The sequence below is a fragment of the Anaerococcus tetradius ATCC 35098 genome (assembly GCF_000159095.1).
GTDB lineage: Bacteria > Bacillota > Clostridia > Tissierellales > Peptoniphilaceae > Anaerococcus > Anaerococcus tetradius.
Genome location: NZ_GG666297.1, coordinates 245,869 through 263,438, shown reverse-complemented (window position 1 = coordinate 263,438; position 17,570 = coordinate 245,869). Strand labels below are relative to the sequence as shown.

At 35.3% G+C, this 17,570-nt stretch carries 19 protein-coding genes, 1 tRNA gene and 1 other annotated feature; of the genes, 1 reads left to right on the top strand and 19 read right to left on the bottom strand.

What is annotated here, in order from left to right:
* From HMPREF0077_RS06545 to relB, 5 genes are all read right to left on the bottom strand, one after another.
* Nucleotides 1–906 (bottom strand): Ppx/GppA phosphatase family protein, encoded by a 906-nt coding sequence (locus HMPREF0077_RS06545; protein ID WP_004837212.1) that lies wholly within the window; start codon nucleotides 904–906, stop codon nucleotides 1–3.
* Nucleotides 903–1,655 carry a glutamate racemase gene (gene murI / locus HMPREF0077_RS06540; protein ID WP_004837211.1) on the bottom strand — a complete coding sequence of 251 codons (753 nt, stop codon included), beginning with the start codon at nucleotides 1,653–1,655 and terminating at the stop codon, nucleotides 903–905. The genes HMPREF0077_RS06545 and murI overlap by 4 nt, the downstream gene beginning before the upstream one ends.
* A complete protein-coding gene (ispE, locus tag HMPREF0077_RS06535; protein WP_004837210.1) occupies nucleotides 1,648–2,484 on the bottom strand; it encodes a 4-(cytidine 5'-diphospho)-2-C-methyl-D-erythritol kinase in 837 nt (278 codons plus the stop codon). The genes murI and ispE overlap by 8 nt, the downstream gene beginning before the upstream one ends.
* Nucleotides 2,485–2,681: 197 nt before the next feature.
* Nucleotides 2,682–2,948 (bottom strand): type II toxin-antitoxin system RelE family toxin, encoded by a 267-nt coding sequence (locus HMPREF0077_RS06530; protein ID WP_004837209.1) that lies wholly within the window; start codon nucleotides 2,946–2,948, stop codon nucleotides 2,682–2,684.
* Nucleotides 2,938–3,165, bottom strand: coding sequence for a type II toxin-antitoxin system RelB family antitoxin (gene relB, locus HMPREF0077_RS06525; RefSeq protein ID WP_004837208.1), 228 nt, complete (start codon nucleotides 3,163–3,165; stop codon nucleotides 2,938–2,940). Before relB ends, HMPREF0077_RS06530 begins: the two co-directional genes overlap by 11 nt.
* Before the next feature lie 518 nt (nucleotides 3,166–3,683).
* On the opposite strand from relB, the gene HMPREF0077_RS06520 reads away from it, so the two are divergent.
* The gene (locus tag HMPREF0077_RS06520; RefSeq protein ID WP_004837207.1) at nucleotides 3,684–4,316 is read left to right on the top strand and encodes a hypothetical protein; all 633 of its coding nucleotides are present in this window, start codon (nucleotides 3,684–3,686) and stop codon (nucleotides 4,314–4,316) included.
* 144 nt (nucleotides 4,317–4,460) lie between these two features.
* On the opposite strand, the gene HMPREF0077_RS06515 is transcribed toward HMPREF0077_RS06520, so the two are convergent.
* The 14 genes from HMPREF0077_RS06515 to HMPREF0077_RS06450 form a co-directional block, all read right to left on the bottom strand.
* Nucleotides 4,461–4,551 (bottom strand) — tRNA-Leu (locus HMPREF0077_RS06515).
* 52 nt (nucleotides 4,552–4,603) lie between these two features.
* A complete protein-coding gene (locus HMPREF0077_RS06510) occupies nucleotides 4,604–5,329 on the bottom strand; it encodes an amino acid ABC transporter ATP-binding protein (protein ID WP_004837206.1) in 726 nt (241 codons plus the stop codon).
* Nucleotides 5,322–6,797, bottom strand: coding sequence for an ABC transporter substrate-binding protein/permease (locus HMPREF0077_RS10460; protein WP_004837205.1), 1,476 nt, complete (start codon nucleotides 6,795–6,797; stop codon nucleotides 5,322–5,324). Before HMPREF0077_RS10460 ends, HMPREF0077_RS06510 begins: the two co-directional genes overlap by 8 nt.
* Nucleotides 6,794–8,173: an argininosuccinate lyase gene (argH, locus tag HMPREF0077_RS06500; protein ID WP_004837204.1), complete on the bottom strand. Its 1,380-nt coding sequence runs from the start codon at nucleotides 8,171–8,173 to the stop codon at nucleotides 6,794–6,796. Before argH ends, HMPREF0077_RS10460 begins: the two co-directional genes overlap by 4 nt.
* An 8-nt stretch (nucleotides 8,174–8,181) precedes the next feature.
* Complete coding sequence (locus tag HMPREF0077_RS06495) at nucleotides 8,182–9,405, bottom strand: argininosuccinate synthase (protein WP_004837203.1); 1,224 nt, start codon at nucleotides 9,403–9,405, stop codon at nucleotides 8,182–8,184.
* Between the two features lie 93 nt (nucleotides 9,406–9,498).
* Nucleotides 9,499–9,727: a binding site (T-box leader), on the bottom strand.
* Nucleotides 9,728–9,793: 66 nt separating this feature from the next.
* On the bottom strand, nucleotides 9,794–11,758 hold the full coding sequence (locus HMPREF0077_RS06490) for a sodium-translocating pyrophosphatase (protein ID WP_004837202.1): 1,965 nt from the start codon (nucleotides 11,756–11,758) through the stop codon (nucleotides 9,794–9,796).
* 253 nt (nucleotides 11,759–12,011) lie between these two features.
* Nucleotides 12,012–12,239 (bottom strand): 30S ribosomal protein S18, encoded by a 228-nt coding sequence (gene rpsR / locus HMPREF0077_RS06485; protein WP_015777443.1) that lies wholly within the window; start codon nucleotides 12,237–12,239, stop codon nucleotides 12,012–12,014.
* 18 nt (nucleotides 12,240–12,257) lie between these two features.
* Nucleotides 12,258–12,788 carry a single-stranded DNA-binding protein gene (locus HMPREF0077_RS06480; RefSeq protein ID WP_004837200.1) on the bottom strand — a complete coding sequence of 177 codons (531 nt, stop codon included), beginning with the start codon at nucleotides 12,786–12,788 and terminating at the stop codon, nucleotides 12,258–12,260.
* Nucleotides 12,789–12,791: 3 nt separating this feature from the next.
* Entirely contained in the window at nucleotides 12,792–13,076 is a 285-nt protein-coding gene (gene rpsF, locus HMPREF0077_RS06475; protein WP_004837199.1) for a 30S ribosomal protein S6, read from the bottom strand.
* A 282-nt stretch (nucleotides 13,077–13,358) separates the two neighbouring features.
* The gene (locus tag HMPREF0077_RS06470) at nucleotides 13,359–13,643 is read right to left on the bottom strand and encodes a ferredoxin family protein (protein WP_004837198.1); all 285 of its coding nucleotides are present in this window, start codon (nucleotides 13,641–13,643) and stop codon (nucleotides 13,359–13,361) included.
* Nucleotides 13,643–14,938: an FAD-dependent oxidoreductase gene (locus tag HMPREF0077_RS06465; RefSeq protein ID WP_040349529.1), complete on the bottom strand. Its 1,296-nt coding sequence runs from the start codon at nucleotides 14,936–14,938 to the stop codon at nucleotides 13,643–13,645. The genes HMPREF0077_RS06470 and HMPREF0077_RS06465 overlap by 1 nt, the downstream gene beginning before the upstream one ends.
* A gap of 27 nt (nucleotides 14,939–14,965) precedes the next feature.
* Nucleotides 14,966–15,655, bottom strand: a complete 690-nt coding sequence (locus HMPREF0077_RS06460) for a ubiquinone/menaquinone biosynthesis methyltransferase (protein WP_004837196.1) — start codon at nucleotides 15,653–15,655, stop codon at nucleotides 14,966–14,968.
* A 1-nt stretch (nucleotide 15,656) separates the two neighbouring features.
* Entirely contained in the window at nucleotides 15,657–16,577 is a 921-nt protein-coding gene (locus tag HMPREF0077_RS06455) for a prenyltransferase (RefSeq protein WP_004837195.1), read from the bottom strand.
* Nucleotides 16,577–17,569: a polyprenyl synthetase family protein gene (locus HMPREF0077_RS06450; RefSeq protein WP_004837194.1), complete on the bottom strand. Its 993-nt coding sequence runs from the start codon at nucleotides 17,567–17,569 to the stop codon at nucleotides 16,577–16,579. Before HMPREF0077_RS06450 ends, HMPREF0077_RS06455 begins: the two co-directional genes overlap by 1 nt.
* Nucleotide 17,570: the final 1 nt, after the last annotated feature.

Sequence of the window (17,570 nt, the reverse complement as noted above, 5' to 3'; positions counted from 1 at the left end):
TTATTTCCTTTCTAATAACTTGCTATATACGTACCCTTCCCTAACGCCTGTTTGGCTGATATTTATTTCACTTACATAAAAATATTTTGCTAGTCTATTTAGTATTACCATACCCGGAATCAAGGTATGAACCCTGTCCGCCTTAACTTCAAGAATCTTATCTAGGATTTCTCTTTCAGGCATGAGGAGAATCTCCTTTAGCATCTTATCAAATTTCTTGGCATTCATGGTTGAATTATAGGCAGATAGATTATAAAACTCATTATAAAAAATTAGAGAAGCCCTCGCAGAACCTCCAACAGCGCAAAGGACTGATTGCTCCTCCCTATACATCTTGTTTTCTCCAAGCAAAAGCTTAACTTCCCTATCAATAGCCTTTTTTTCTTTTTTATTGGTAAATAAGCCATTTACGAAATCATTAAAGGCAGAAAGAGAGCCTATGGCCAAGGATACAGTCTTGATGACCTTAGCTTGATCAATAATAACGACCTCGGATGAGCCACCTCCTATATCTGTTAGGACTCCTTCGCTTACATCGACGGACTTACTAGCTCCAAGAAAAGACAACCTCGCCTCATCTTCTCCTGAAAGAATTTCTATATCAAGGTCTAGTTCATCCTTTACCCTCCTAAGAATTTCTGATCTATTGGCGACATCTCTTATGGTAGCTGTCGCAAAAGGATGGATGCTATCAATATCATCGAAATTCGTAATAATAGACTTAAACTTCCTCAAGGTAGAAATAAGCCTATCTATGCCTTTTTCTGTTAATTGACCCTTTTTTACATAATTTCTCAGAGAAGCTTGCTCCTTTTCACTGAAAAGATGAATAGCCTTATCTACTACTTGCTTGTAAACTGACAACCTAATTGTGTTACTTCCTATATCCATTATTGCAAAAATCATAAAAACTCCTCAAGATAAGTTAGCTTATAGGATCCATCTATAAGTTGTGGAATCAAAGTCTCTGTCGCCAAGGTCTTCTTGGTCATAAAAATATTTATATCCAAATTATCCTCATCGCTTCTAAGATAGTCAGCAGCAAAAATCGCTGGATCAATGATATTTGCCTTGTAAGTCAATCTATTTTCAATTTTGGATTTTATTATTGGATAATGAGTGCAGGCAAGGATTATGTTGGCAATTTCTTTCTCATTAGCAAGAGAAATATATGAATCTATGTAAGTCTCTAATTCACTTGAAGCCATATTCCCACTTTCTATGAAATCTACAAGCTTAGTAGCTGCCTTCTCATAGACAATATTTCCAGGAATCTTTTCCAAATTATTTTTATAAAAATGACTATTTATAGTTGTCTTTGTCCCTAGAACTAGGAAAGACCCCCCATAAGTCTCGCTTGCCCTAAGTCCCATTTGGGTGATGGGAATAAATTTCTTCTTGTACTTATCAACCAGAAAATCCTTAGCAGTAACAGAAAGAGTATTGCAGGCTATGACATAATAGTCGATATCAAATTTTTCCAAAAAATCCACTATATCACAAGCAAAGCCAATAAGCTCTTCTCTACTCCTTCCCCCATAAGGAACTCTTAAAGTATCGCCAAAGTAAAAATATTGGGCCTTGTTAGTCTTAGAAAGCTCTCTTAGGACGGTTAAGCCACCTAGGCCTGAGTCAAACACTCCAATCCTAGTCATCTACTAGCTCCACTTTAAGGACGGTCTTGTAGTCATCTTTTATTTCTTCATAGGCCCTATCAAGGAGGTCATCGTCAGTAAATACTCCAAAAATACTAGCCCCAGACCCACTTACCAAGGCATTTTCCGCCCCAAGTTCTCTTAACTTTCCACAAATCTCCTTCAAATGTGGGAAGGCATCAAAAATAACATCTTCCATCACATTTCTAAAATCTTTAATAGCAGAAGCATCGCCCTTACTAAGCTTGGATACAAGCCTATCGTTATCGATAACTCCATAATCTGCCATCCTTTTATAGACAAAGGCAGAAGATATTTCTGTACCATCATTTACTAAAAGAAGCTTCATATTAAGCTTATTCGTAAAGGGAGTAAGAATCTCGCCAATGCCCTGAGCCCTAGCGTTTTCTTCTATAAAAAAGAAGGGAAGGTCGGCTCCAAGACTCTTGCCATAAGCCATCATTTCCTTTTGTGATAGGCCCAAATCCCAAAGCTCATTTAAGGCCTTGATCATCTCAGCCGCATCAGTAGAGCCCCCTGCAAGACCTGCTGCAAGGGGAATATTTTTAATTAGAGTTACATCAACTCCATTATCATCAACCCTATCCTTTAGGAGAGCCCAAGCCTTGTAGATTAAATTCTCCTCCAAGGGACAAATTCCTTCGATATTCGACTTGTAGGAAAACTTCTTTTCCTTATTCTTATTTATTATTAACTTATCATAAAGACTAATCCTAGTCATGAGGCTATCAATCTCGTGATAACCGTCTTCTCTTTTGTAAAGAGAATCCAGACTAAGATTAACCTTAGCATAACATTTTCTTTCCATATATACCTCTAATTAATTATATCATAAGTAAGGCTTATTAGTATTGAGAAATTATAAATATTATAAAAAACAAAATGTAAATATAAAATATCAAAAAAAATCGCACCAAAAAAGTACGATTGTCTGTTAATATTTATATCTCCCCTTATTTTTTAAAAGAATTACTTTTTACTCTATAAAAAAAACTGCATATTGCCCTACTTGTAAATCTCTTTTCTGTGTCCAATATCAATCGCTAAAACAATAAGTTCATCATCCCTTATGTCGCAAATCACCCTATAATTACCTATTCTATATCTCCAAAGTCCCTTATATTGACCAAGAAGAGCCTTGCCTATACTTCTGGGATTTTCAAGTCCGTCTAATTTAGCCTTCATATCTTTAGCTAAAATAAGGCCTAAATACTTATCCATCTTCTTAATTTTTTTTCTTACATCATCAGAAATCAAAAGCCTATAAGTCATTTTCAAGTTCCGAAATTAAATCATCAATACTGTAAGTCTTAGGATTTTTATTAAACTCCTCCAAGGCCTTTATTCCACTTGAATAATCTAGTTCATCTTCAATTTGTTGAGTTAAAGCAGTTTTGAATAATTCAGATAGACTTTTCCCAGTATGCTTGGAATAAGTTCTAAAAAGCTTATTCTCTTCTTCATTTAATCTTAATGAAACTACACTCATAAAACCCTCCTCGTTTGTTTACATTGTACTACATGTATGTGATAAATCTAGAGAATAGTATTAGTTATAAGTATATTTGAAATTTTCTTTTACTATAATACTAAATTACATGCTCGTAGTATTAGGGAAGTAAATAAAGGGAAGTGAAATCCTTTTTTTATTCTTAGAAAATGTGTTATAATAAATTTAGTGAAGTTATTACTATTGTTTTCTTTTGGATATTTACGAAAACTGTAGGAATCGTTTTATATTTGAAGATGAAGTTAAATGAATTATATAACTTCTATTAGAATATTTACCTATTATAAATATAGGCGAAATTCTTTTATCTTTAGTTAAAATATATATTAGCAAGGCAAAACGAGATAAAAACACCATAATTATCAAGCTTTTGATAATATTTTTACCAATAACCTATATAAAAGAAAATTTTCTGTAAATATTTAAGAAATAATCAGAGAGATAAAAAATATCGATATATAGCCGAGAGGCTTTATATAAAAATTAAGGAGGAATTTATGAAAAATAGTAATGTAGAGAAGAAACCTATCTACAAAAGAAAATGGTTTATAGTTATAGCCGCACTAATCGTAATAGGAGCGATATTCGGTCCAAAGGACAAGGATAAAAAAAATAATTCACAACCAGCGAAGGTAGAAGAAAAGCAAGAAGAGGTAAAGAAAGAAGAACCAAAGAAAGAAGAGAAAGAAGAAAAAAAAGAAGAATATGCTATAACGAGCGATATGACTGATGAGCAAAAAATTGAAAATATCCTAAAAAGAGTGGGTGGAGAACAATTTGAATCTCAAAAAATTGACAAATCTGAAGATGGTAGCATAAGGCAAGTAACACTCAATACTTATGTTGATCCAAATACCGTATGGGACATAAACTCAGCAATCAAACAACAAAACATAAAAACAATAAACGCGTTAAAACTCATGAAAGAAAACAATATTAAATTCAATTACTTTGTCTTAAATGCAACTTCAACATTTACTGATAAATATGGCAAAGATTCAAAATCAGAAATGATGCATATTTATATTAGTCAAGAAGAAGCAGATAAAATTAATTTTGAAAAATTTCAAGAAGAAAACCTCAAAGAAATATCAGATGAATACTACGTTCATCCATCAGCTAATAACTAGTAAATAAAGCACTGGGAAACTAAATAATCTCAGTGCTAAAAATTTCTGTATAATAAATAGCACTGGTTAAAGTAAATGATACTTTCCCAGCACAATTTCCTAAAAAAAAGAAACGCTAATTTCTCGACGTTTCTTTTAAAATCTTGGTGCGGGATAGAAGACTTGAACTTCCACGACCTTAAAATCGGTCACAAGATCCTTAGTCTTGCGCGTCTGCCAATTCCGCCAATCCCGCTCGTGTATTACCTTTACATAATACACTTATTTTTTATCTTTGTCAAATTTTTTTATAAAACCATGGACAAAAATTGTTTGCTTCTTTCTTCTTTTGGATTTTTGAAGAATTCTTCAGGGTTTGTTGACCTTTCGACTACTTCTCCCTTATCCATAAAGATTACCTTGTTGGATACTTCTCTTGCAAAGCCCATTTCGTGGCTTACTACTACCATGGTCATTCCGTCATTGGCTAACTCTTTCATAAGTTCCAATACTCCTCCTACCATTTCTGGGTCGAGGGCGCTGGTTGGTTCATCGAAAAGCATTAGTTTTGGTTTCATCATAAGGGACCTTGCTATTGCAACCCTTTGTTTTTGTCCACCTGATAGGCTTACTGGATAGACGTCTTTTTTGCTGGCAAGGCCTATTCTTTCTAGTAATTTCAAAGCCTCATCTTCTGCTTCTTTTTTGTTCATTTTCCCTCTCATTACAGGAGCGAGGGTTAGGTTGTCAATGATAGACATATTAGAAAAGAGGTTAAAGTTTTGAAATACCATGCCTATTTCTTCTCTTAGTTTGTTGATATCTACATTTTCATCGTTGATTTTTTTATCTTCGAATATGATATCTCCTGAGTCAGGTTTTTCTAAGAGGTTTAGGCAACGAAGGAAGGTAGATTTACCAGATCCTGATGGGCCTATTATTGAGATTACGTCCTTTTTTTCGACATCAAGGTCGATGCCGTTTAGGACTTTGAGATTGTCAAATGATTTTTTTACATTTTTTACTTTAAGCATATAGGTATCCTTTCTCTAGTTGTTTAAAAATCTTTTCCATTAACATTACTATTATTAAGTAAATTATAGCTGCTGAAAAGTATGCAGTTGCGGCATCGAAGGTTTGACTTATTACTATTGATGCTCCCCTTGTTAGGTCTGCAAGGCCTATAAAGCCTGATATTGATGTTTCCTTAAAGAGGGTTATTACTTCGTTACCTAGGGCTGGGAGGGAGTTTTTGATAGCTTGTGGCATTACTACTTTTTTCATAGTTTGGAAGTTTGATAGGCCTAAGCTTCTTGCAGCTTCTTTTTCACCCTTGTTTACTGAGTTGATTCCACCCCTAAAGAGCTCTGCCATGTAGGCTGATGAGTTTAGGGCGAAGGAGATGATTGCAACTAGGACTAGGTTATCGAGGTTTGCAAGTATTACGTTAAACATTATCAAAAGTTGGATAGTTGTAGGGGTTCCACGTATTATTGTTACAAATAGTCCAAGAATTTTATCAAGGGCTAGGAGAATGAATTTTGGCAATCCACTTAGCTCGTCTGCCATATCTATTTTTGCTGACCTTACTAGGGCTATGATAAGTCCTAGGATAAATGAGATTATAAGGGATGATACGGTTACAATAACTGTTGTCTTTAGTCCATCTAGGAGGTATTTGTAGGATCCATTGTCAATTATTGTTGATTTAAACCTTCCTACAAGACCCTTGGATTCTTCTGCATCGTCTTTTCCTTGGTATTTTGCCATGATTTTATCAATTTCTCCATTGGCTTTAAGTTTTTCTATCGCTTCGTTCATTTTTTTAAGTAGAAGTGGATTGTTCTTGCTTATTGCTATGGCGTATTCTTCTTCCATGTATGGGGTATTGACAATTTCAAGATCCTTGTTAGCAGCTATAAACCTTTTTGCACTTTCCTTATCAATTATAATTGCGTCTATCTTCTTAGTTTGAAGAGAGATTATAGCATCAGGGAATTTGTTAAAGGAGTTGACATTTTCCTCACCAAAATCGCCTTTGGCTAGGGTATCTCCTATAGTTCCTAATTGGGTACCTATTTTTTTGCCCTTTTTAAGGTCGTCTACTGATTTAATATCGTCAGCCTTTCTCTTGATTATAATTTGGCTGGTCTTTGCAAAAGGCTCTGTAAAGTTTACTGATTTTTTTCTTTCTTCAGTTACAGTAAAACCAGAAGCTCCTCCGTCAAGCTTGCCTGATTGGATACTTGCTATGATATTGTTAAAATCCATATCGTGAAGCTTAACTTCTATGCCTAATTCTTTTCCGATAGCTTTTACTATATCTGGGTCGATTCCTACTATATTTTTTCCTTCATAGTATTCATATGGTGGAAAGTCTGCACTAGTTCCAAGGTCAATCACATTGTCATCTACTATTTTTTCATCAGCAAATATTTTGCCTGGTACTAGTAATAAAAAGGCCAAGAATATTGCCAAGATTCCAAATTGTTTCTTTTTCATATATACTCCTTAATTTTTTCTTTAACTATATTTATCTGCCTTAGGACTTCGGTTTTGTTTGGTCCTCCCAAGGATTTTCTTTTGTTTACGCATGTTTTAAGTTCTATTTTCTTATAGATATCTTCTTCGAATAAGTCCGATTCATTTTTATAAGTTTCAAGGTCAAGTTCGTCTAAACTTAAAGCTTTGGAGCTTGCGTATTTGACTAGTCTTGCTGAAATATGATGGGCATCCCTAAAGTAAACTCCCTTATTTGCCAAATAATCAGCCACATCTGTGGCATTTAGATAGCCCTTCTTGCAAGCTTCGAACATATTTTCTTCATTGACTTCAAGACTTTCTATTTGACCTGCCATAATTTTTAGACATATCTTTATTGTATCAATACTATCGAACAGGCTTTCTTTGTCTTCTTGCATATCTTTTGAGTAGCTAAGGGCTAAGGCCTTCATCATTATAAAGGCTTGGTTGGTGTTTCCTATAAGCCTTGCTGCCTTTGCTCTGATAAGTTCTGCCATGTCTGGGTTTTTTTTCTGGGGCATTATTGAAGAACCTGTTGAATATTTGTCAGATATTCTTATAAATGAGTAGGGTTGAGATGACCAAATGATAAGCTCTTCAGCGAGTCTTGATAGATGGATAGCGATTATCGAAATTATTGAGGATAGCTCAATTACATAATCTCTATCGCTTACTGCATCTATCGAGTTTTCCATTATAGAATCAAAGCCAAGTTCATCTTTTACCATATTTCTATCAATGTCATAAGTCGTTCCTGCCAAAGCACATGCCCCAAGGGGAAGTTGGTTAAGTCTTTTCTTGTAATCTTGAAGTCTTGATAAGTCCCTCAGACCCATCATTTGATAAGCACAAAGATGGTGGGCAAAGCTTACCGGTTGAGCTGCTTGAAGGTGGGTATAACCCGGCATTATTGTGTCTGTGTTTTTTTGGGCAAGGTCTAGTAAACTTTTGATTAGATAAATAAGATCATTTTTTATATTTTCACATTCTTCCCTAATATAGAGCCTAAAGTCGGTTGTAACCTGATCGTTTCTTGACCTTGCTGTGTGCATTTTCTTGGCAACCGGGCCAATCTCTTCGATTAACTTTGCTTCCACATAGGTGTGGATGTCTTCATAAGACTCATCTACTACTAGGCTTTTTTCTTTTAATTTTTTGTAAATATTTTCTAGACCCTTGATTATTAGACTGGACTGCTCATAACTAATGATATTTTTCGCTCCCAGCATTTTCACATGGCCTATGGAGGCTTTTATATCAACAAAGACTAGTCTTTTATCTATTTTTATCGAATCATTAAATTCTTCTGCTAGCTTATCCAGGTCCCCTGTAAGCATTCCACTCCATAATTTCATTCCATCTCCTAATTTTTCTTTACTGCTTTAGAGTAAGTTATTGTGCTTAAAGCAAACAAGTTAATGAAGCCTGTCGCATCTGAATGCTTATAAGACGAATCCTCAAAGGTCGCTAAGTTTTCATCGTATAAAGGCTTATCAGCAAATATTCCAGCTGGGTACATATTTCCTTTGTATAGTTTAATTTTTACACTTCCGCTTAAATTTTCATTGACCTTTTCCATAAACATATCCATAGCTTCTTTTAATGGAGTCATCCATTTTCCTTCATAGACTAGTTTCGCATAATCAAGCCCCATCTTTTGTTTATAGGCTAGGGCGTCGGGATGGATAGTTACAGAGCCAAGTTTTTCAATGGCAAAGTAGAGAATACTTGCAGCAGGATTTTCATAAAGACCCCTTGACTTCATACCTACTACCCTGCTTTCTACCATATCATCAATGCCAACTCCATGTTTGCCACCAATCTTATTTAATTCTTTAACAAGATTTGCTGCTGACATCTTTTTTCCATTAATGCTTAGGGGTTTTCCTTTGTCAAAAGCAATCTCTACAATTTCAGCTTCATCACAGGCCTTTTCTGGTGGGACTATCCATTTAAGAACTTTTTCTAGCTTAGCTTCATTTTCTGGATTTTCCAAATCTAGTCCCTCATGGGAAAGATGCCAAATATTTTCATCCATTGAGTAATCTTCTTCTTTTGTAAAGTCAAGCTTAATTCCATGTGCTAGAGCATAAGCTTCTTCCTCACTACGTCCCTTGATTTCCCAGAACCTCCATGGTGCCAGCACCTTTATTTCTGGTGCAAGAGAACCTATAGAAAGCTCAAACCTAATCTGATCATTTCCCTTGCCAGTACAACCATGAACTATAAGGTCGGCTCCCTCTTTTTTAGCTACATCAACCAAGACCTTGGCGATTAATGGCCTTGCTATAGCTGTTCCCAAAAGATATAAGTTCTCATATTTAGCTCCTGCCATCAAAGTTTTGTAAGCATATTCTTCTATAAATTCTTCTTCAACATTGATATTATAAAATTTACTCGCTCCAGATGTTAGGGCTTTTTCTTCTAGCTTTTTAGGATCTTTGACCTGACCTAAGTCAACTGATACACAAATCACTTCTTTTGCCCCATTTTCTTTAAGCCATGTTGTAAGAACTGAAGTATCTAGTCCTCCTGAGTAGGCAAGTATAACTTTCTTAGCTTCTTTAATTATTTCTTTCTCTAACATATTGTCTCCTTTAAATTTATTAATCAAGCTTAGTTAAAAATTAGTTATAAGTGCCCAAGAATCTCAAAGTAATAAAAAAAGAGCCCTCATCCCATCAGGGACGAAAGCTCGTGATACCACCCATTTTCATCTATCTCTCACAAAATAGACCTCATCAAGTACTAACATACTCTAACTCTGTAACGGGAGTTCCCGTATAAGTCTCCTTGTATCGACCTATATGCTCCAAGGTTCTTTTCATCGACCGTCTACTTATCCCCTTCCACCAATCGGGACTCGCTTTAAGCTTTAAGCCAACTACTCTTCTCTTCAACACATCTCTTAACTAAATTCTTTGATTGATTATATTCTACAATCTAATGGATGATTTGTCAAATTATTTTTTTTATTAAATAAATAGGCTAGCGCATACAACTGATACTACAGTCATAAGTTTGATAAGGATGTTTAGAGATGGACCTGATGTATCCTTGAATGGATCTCCTACGGTATCTCCTACTACTGAAGCCTTATGAGCTTCTGATCCTTTTCCATCTTCTCCTCCTAGAGTTTCGATGTATTTTTTCGCATTATCCCAAGCTCCACCAGCGTTTGACATAAAGATAGCCAATAGTACGCCTGTTACTAGGGCACCTGCCAATAATCCACCTAGGGCATATGGGCCTAAGATTTTACCAACAAATATTGGAACGATTATAGCAAGAACTCCTGGAAGAATCATTTCTTTTAAGGAAGCTGTTGTTGAGATGTCGATACATCTTGCATAGTTAGGTTCAACTTCTCCCTTTAGGATTCTATCGTCTGATCTAAATTGTTTTCTAACTTCTTCAATCATTTCTGTTGCAGCCTTACCAACTGAGTTCATTGTAAGGGCTGTAAATAGGAATGGAAGCATAGCTCCTATAAACATTCCTGCTACTACCTTGGCATCAAGAATTGAAATTGCACCAAGTTTTAGGGTTTCTGAGTAAGTTACGAATAAAGATAAGGCTGTTAGGGCTGCTGAACCAATAGCAAATCCCTTACCAATAGCTGCTGTTGTATTACCTATTGAGTCAAGCTCATCTGTGATATCTCTAACATTGCTTGGTAGGTAGCTCATTTCAGCAATACCACCAGCATTGTCTGTGATTGGACCATAAGCATCAACTGTAACTGTTGTAGCTGTTGTTGAAAGCATACCTACAGCTGATAGGGCTATACCAAATACGCCATTTGCCCAGTAAGCAACCATTATACCTATAGCTATTAGGATGATTGGGAATACTGTTGAAAGCATACCTGCTGATAGACCAGCGATGATGTTTGTAGCAACACCAGTTTTTGATTCTTCTGCAATCGCTCTAACATATTTATACTTATCAGAAGTGTAATACTCTGTAAGAAGACCGATTAAAATACCTACTACTATACCAACTATAATCGCCAAAGCTGCATTTAGGTTCTTGAAGTAAACAAATGATAGTATCAATGATGCAACAAGAACTATTGCACCTGAAACATATATTGTGTTCATCAAAGATTTTTGTGGGTTATTGTGCTTGGTTGTCAAGAACATTACACTTGCAAAAATACTTGCAAGGATTCCTATAGCTACAAGGAAGAAGGTAAACTTCATTCCAGCGTCTCCACTAGCCACAACTCCTAGAGCAACAGCTGAGATAATTGCACCTGAGTAAGACTCAAATAAGTCAGCACCCATTCCTGCAACGTCACCTACGTTATCACCAACGTTATCAGCGATAACTGCTGGGTTTCTTGGGTCATCTTCTGGAATACCTGCTTCAACCTTACCTACAAGGTCTGCACCAAGGTCAGCTGCCTTTGTATAGATACCACCACCAACTCTTGCAAAAAGTGCAACAGATGAAGCACCTAGGGAATAACCCATAAGGATTGCTGGGTCTCTGAATACGAGATAAGTGATCATAATACCTAAAAATCCTAGTCCAGTTACGGCAAAGCCCATAACAGAACCACCTGAAAATGCAACTTTAAGTGCACCACTTGTACCTTCTTCAAGAGCCATATTAGCACATCTTGCGTTAGCTGCAGTTGATACTCTCATACCAATATAACCTGCTAGCATTGAAAATACAGATCCTAAAATATAGCAAAGCATAATCTTAACACCTAAAAATATTGCTATAAGTATGGATACGATTACGACAAACATTGCTATATACTTATACTCACGGCTAATGAAAGTCATAGCACCGTCTTTGATATGTCCAGCAATTTCTGTCATTCTCTTGTTACCTGATGATACAGGCATGATCTTTGTCTTGATTGTAAATCCCATAAATAAAATCGCAAGGATAGCTACAAGCAAGGCTAAAATTTCTACGAACATAATTTCCTCCTTTTCTTTTATACAATTTTAATATAAATCATAGAAATATACAAATAAAGTTCATTTTTTCATGATTATAATAAAAAAGAAGCAAGTCTTCTCATGAAATGCTATTTTCTCTTGGACTTCCTAACAACAAATCCTTAACAGAAAATGTTCTAGGAAGCTCAATAAATTAATACGCTTTTTCATAACAAGATAGCTCCCTTAATATTGCTTATTGAAATTTGTTTATATATTATCTCTTCTTATCTTAGTTTTCTTCGTATGGTAATAATGCAACTTGACGAGCACGTTTAATAGCACGTGTGATTTCTCTTTGGTGTTTTGCATTTAGACCTGTTACTCTTCTTGGTAAGATCTTACCTCTATCTGTAACGAATCTTTTTAAAGTTTCAATATCTTTATAATCGATAACTTTTGATGGATCTTTTACAAATGGATCTACCTTTTTTCTTGGTCTGAATCTTCTTCCTGCCATCATAAATCCTTTCTTATATTAGAATGGAATTCTTCCATCGTCTTCTATCTCGGTAAAGTCATCATCAAAAAAATCATCGCCACCATCAAAAGCTTGATTATTGCCTTGACTTTGTTGGTGGTTATTTGTTTGTGAATAGTCATTTCTATAGGTGTCTTGATTGTCATAGTTGTTTCTAGAATTGTAGTTAGATCCTCCCATATTGTCAGATCTAGTACCTAGAAATTCAACATTATCAGCTACAACATCTGTTGTATAAACAGTCTTGCCTGTTTCTTTGTCTTGATAGGATCCTGTTTGGATTCTACCTTCTATAGCGCATTGACTTCCTTTTTTGAGATATGTGCTTGCGGTTTCCGCCTGTCTTCCCCAAACCGTTATTCTTGGGAAATCAGCTGTAGGACGATTTGAAGCTTCCAATTCGCTTCTTCTCTCTCTGCTAAGTTTCTTATCTATAGCTAGTGTGAAAGTACACACAGCTTGTTGAGATTGAGTATATCTTAACTCAGGATCTCTTACTAACCTTCCGATAAGGATAACTCTGTTCATTGATTAGTCCTCTTTTCTGATAACCATGTATCTGATTATAAAATCTGAAAGTCTTAGTCTTCTTTCAAATTCTCTGATATGGTCTGGGTTTGAGTTAAAGTCAACGATATAATAATAACCTTCTTTTAGGTCATTAATTTCGTAAGCAAGTTTTCTTCTTCCCCAATCATCAACGCTAGTTACTTCACCGTTTTGACCGATGATTTCTTTAAATCTATCGAGTAAAGCGATTCTATCACTATCCGCCATATCAGCTTTGAAAATCAATACTGCTTCGTATTTATTCATGTTTTCACCTCCCTGTGGTCTTTGACCCCGTCTATATAAACGGAGTAGAGAATCATTACCTGTGTATAATACTTCATATAAGCTTTATTGTCAAGAATTTCCTATAAATTATAAATATCATTTTATAGATTTTTATTCTTTTATAAAATTTTTGCTTAATATAGCATAGAAAAAGGCTGTTAGTCTTCAATCATCATTCTACAAGCAAATGGTGATTGGCCTTATACAGCCTTTTCTATGATATTTGATACAAGTTATATCTCTAAGTTAATTGAGTCTAACTTAACCTTGTCTGAAGCTTACTCCTACTTCTCCTTGAGGGTGTTGCCAATCTTTTACGATTTTGCCATGGGATAGTACCCTACAAGTTCCACATTCTAGGCAACCTAGGTGGCTAAATCCAAATACTCCATCTACATAAGTATAACAGCTTGCTGGGCAAGCCATCAATAATTTATGGATTTCTTCTTCGTCCTTATAGTCAGTATCTACATCTATATGTGAGTTGTGTTCGTCTGTATGATAGATGTCAAGACCTAACTTGTCCTCAACGCTCATTCTCTTCATTACATTGCCTCCATTACTGTTGAAATAAAGTCTGAAATTTGTCCTGCACTCATTCTGCTAGCAAGATCATTTACTGTACCCATGATAAAGCCTTTAGTGTCGCCACCATTTACTGTGAAGGCCCTAGCTGCAACATCATTTAGTATTTCTGGGAAGTCTTTGAAGATTTCTCTTCTACTTAGAATTGTTGGGAAGGCCTTGAAAGTTTGTAAATCTTTCATGATGAAAGATTGATCAACTAGTGTTTTGTATATAGCTAGGCTTTCTTTGCTATAATCTCCTCTTTCTTTGGCTGCTATTAGGCTTAGGGCTGCAAGTCTACCACTTTCTATAGCAAAGTCCATACCCCTAACTGTATAGCCGAGGTTTACACAAAAGCCAGCTGCATCACCAACTACTAGGAAGCCATCTCCGAAGAGTTCTGGAATCATATGTAAACCTTCTTCTGGAACCAAGTGAGCTGAATATTCTATAGTCTTTCCACCCTTGATAAATGGTGCAACACTTTCATGTTCCTTAAATCTCTCTAGAAGGTCATTAATGCTTGTATTTGCGTAGCCTATATCAGAAAGAGTAGCTACTACACCGATTGATATAGAGTCTTTGTTAGTGTAAATAAAGCCACCACCGAAGCCTCCCATAGTTGGATCGCCACAAGATAGCCAGCTCATTCCTTCTCCACTTTCTAGGTTAAATCTTTCGTTAATTATTTCTTCTGATAATTCGATAACTTCCTTAGCACCTACAGCCACTTGGTTAGGTTCAAGTTCTTTCTTAACTCCTAATTGTTGGGATAGGAGGGAGTTTACACCATCAGCAACTATTACAGCATCAGCATACATTTCTTCGCCTGTTGCATTGATACCAACAACCTTGCCATCTTCTACTAAGATTTCATCTACGAGAACTCCTGTGATTATTGCAACACCAGCTTCTTCTGCTTTTTCTGCCAAATATTGATCAAACTTACTATGTAAGACTACATATGATGAAGAATCTTTATCTTTTCCTAATTCTTTTGATGAGTAGCCTATGTCTAGGGATGATTTTGCACTCATCATAGAAATTTTTTCTTTTACAACTTTTCTTTCAATAGGAGCTTCATCTGCAAAGTTTGGGATGATTTTCTCTAGACTATGACCATAAAGCCTTCCGCCTGTAACATTTTTAGCTCCGCAGTAGTCTCCTCTTTCAACTAACAATACTTCAAAATCATTTTCAGCTAGGACTATGGATGCAGCAAGACCTGCAACTCCTCCTCCAACTATTATGACATCAAACTTATCTTCACTCATTTTTTCCCCCATGTGTTTATTTTTAGTCTATAATTTCTGTCCTTTTACTATAACACAAGCGCCAAATAACATCTTTTTTGTTCTTATATTTTTAACACCAAAACTATCAAGTATATCCATAAGCTCCCTAGGACTAATAAAATTCTTGGTTGACTCATATAACCAGCTATAATCTTTATATCGTCGCATACCCCCACCTAAGATGGGCATTAGGTATTTGAAAAAGACCTTGTAGAATGGCTTTATCAACTTATTTTCTACGAGAAAGGAATCCATAATATATATATAAGAATTATTTTTAAGGACCCTCAACATCTCGCTTATTACTTTTTTGTAGTCATCTGTATTTCTAAGGCCAAAAGATATACAAACCCCATCAAAAGATTCATCAGCAAAGGCTAGATTTTTGGCATCACCCCTTACAAAGGAAAGATTTGTAAGTGAGCCTTTTTTATTTTCGGCAATTTTTAACATATTTTCCGAAAAGTCTAAGCCGACTATCTCTGCATGAGAATTTTTCGCAAGGCCTATAGAAATATCCCCAGTTCCACAACATATATCTAGTAGACTCAAGTTTGCTTTGGGATTTTCTAGTATCAGTTTAACCAGTTCTTCTTTCCACTTTTTCTGTAAACCTAAACTAATCCTATCGTTAGCATCGTCATAAAATGGCGATATTCTTTGAAATATATCATAAACCTTTTTGCTTTTATCCATCCTAAGCTCCGAATAAACTTATTAATATACCAGTCAAATAGACTCCATTTATCAAAACATTAGCCTTAACAATACTTATCATCTGCCCAATCCTAACTTCTGGAAGAAGACTTGCTGTAAAAACATTTCTTATCAATCTTAGCCTCAAGATCAAGAAGACACTGTTTAGTGCAAGTATTGGAAGTCCTGCCAAATAATATGTTAGACTTAATTGACTTATTAGCCAGAGAAGAATAGATATTTTATACAAAACTTTTACCTTTTGCCTACCCATCACAACTGCCAGGGTGTATCTTTTTGCTCTCCTGTCTTTTTCTATATCACTAGCATTATTGCTCATCATGATAAGAGCAATACCTAGCATAAAGGGAAGGCTAGCTAATAGAATCTTTCCATCAAAGCTATTGCTTACTGCACTGAATACTCCAAGTGGTATCAGACCACCCATTACAAAGCCACTTACTAATTCTCCAATTGGTAAGTATGAAATTGGTAAAGGCCCCTTGGAATAAAGAAAAACTGTAAGTAAGCCTATAAAAGCTATGACAAGGCTTGGGAAATTCATCCTATCAAGGCCCAAAAATCCAAGTCCGATTCCTATTAGTAGAAAAATTATTGCTAAATTTTCTACACTCTTAGGTCTAATGTTAGAGTAAAACATAACATTATCGTCTTCTTCTAAATTATCATCCAAGCTGTCAACCCCATTAACAAAGTCGCTATAGTCATTTATGGTATTTACAGCTGCCTGGAAAAATACACAAGCCATTATAAGAGCCAAGGCCCTAGCTAAACTTAGGCTATAGCCTAGTTTAAGGCTTAATAATATGCCAAAGATTGCCGGTATTATTGAAGCTACAAAAGTCCTAGGATTAGCAAAATTTATTATGTTTTTTACTGTCATTCTTTGATAGGCTTGCATCAGAATTTCTCAACTTTTTCTAAAATCTTATATAGGTAGGTGCTTCTACCAGAATCTAAGCTTTTTAGGATGAATCTGTTTTCATCTGCAAGTTTTTTAATCATCATTGAACTTAGAAAATCCGCCCTAGCCTTTTTAAGTAAGTCCCTTAGGATAAGGAAGTCTTTTTTATCTAGAGAAGTTTGTCTATTTTTCACTAATATATCATATATATCCTTGCCATATTCTTCATTTTGTAGAGCAAGGATTATTGGATAGGTATATATGCCCTCCCTAAGATCTGAAAATTCTTCCTTACCTGTTAGGGCTTTTTCAGAAAATAAATCCAGCAAATCATCTTTTAGCTGAAACATTAGGCCGAGATTTTGTCCGAATCTTACCATTTTTTCTGTATCTTTCCTATCAAAGCCACAATTTTTGGAGCCAAAATAACAAACAGTCTTAAAAAATGAAGCAGTCTTACCGGAAATATTTTCAAAATATTCATCAGTACTTACATTTATCTTGTACTTATTTAGATTTTGTCCAACTTCTCCGTTGCACATATCCCTAATAGTGTCGGCTATTACGGAAATCTCTTCGACATAGCCTTTTTTTGCTAGATAACTAAAAACTTTAGCTATCATATAATCTCCAGCAAATACAGCTACATCCTTGCCGTATTTTGCTTGAGTTGATTTGTGAGATCTCCTTAATGTAGAATCGTCTATAATATCATCGTGGATTAACGATGCTAGATGAGTTATCTCTACTGCCGCACATTGGGAAATAATCTTATCACTTATTTCTTCTTCTCCCATAAGACTTATACAAATAAGCAGCTTTGTCCTAATCATCTTTCCAGAAGATCTCAAGGCATCTTTGATAATGTCATACAGATTTTGGCTAGACTTATAATCTCCCAAAATATTTTTTATTTCTTGATGGATTTCAATGACTAGGTCTTCTATAAGATTTTCTTTGGATAAAACATCACTTATTTGCAAGTTCATT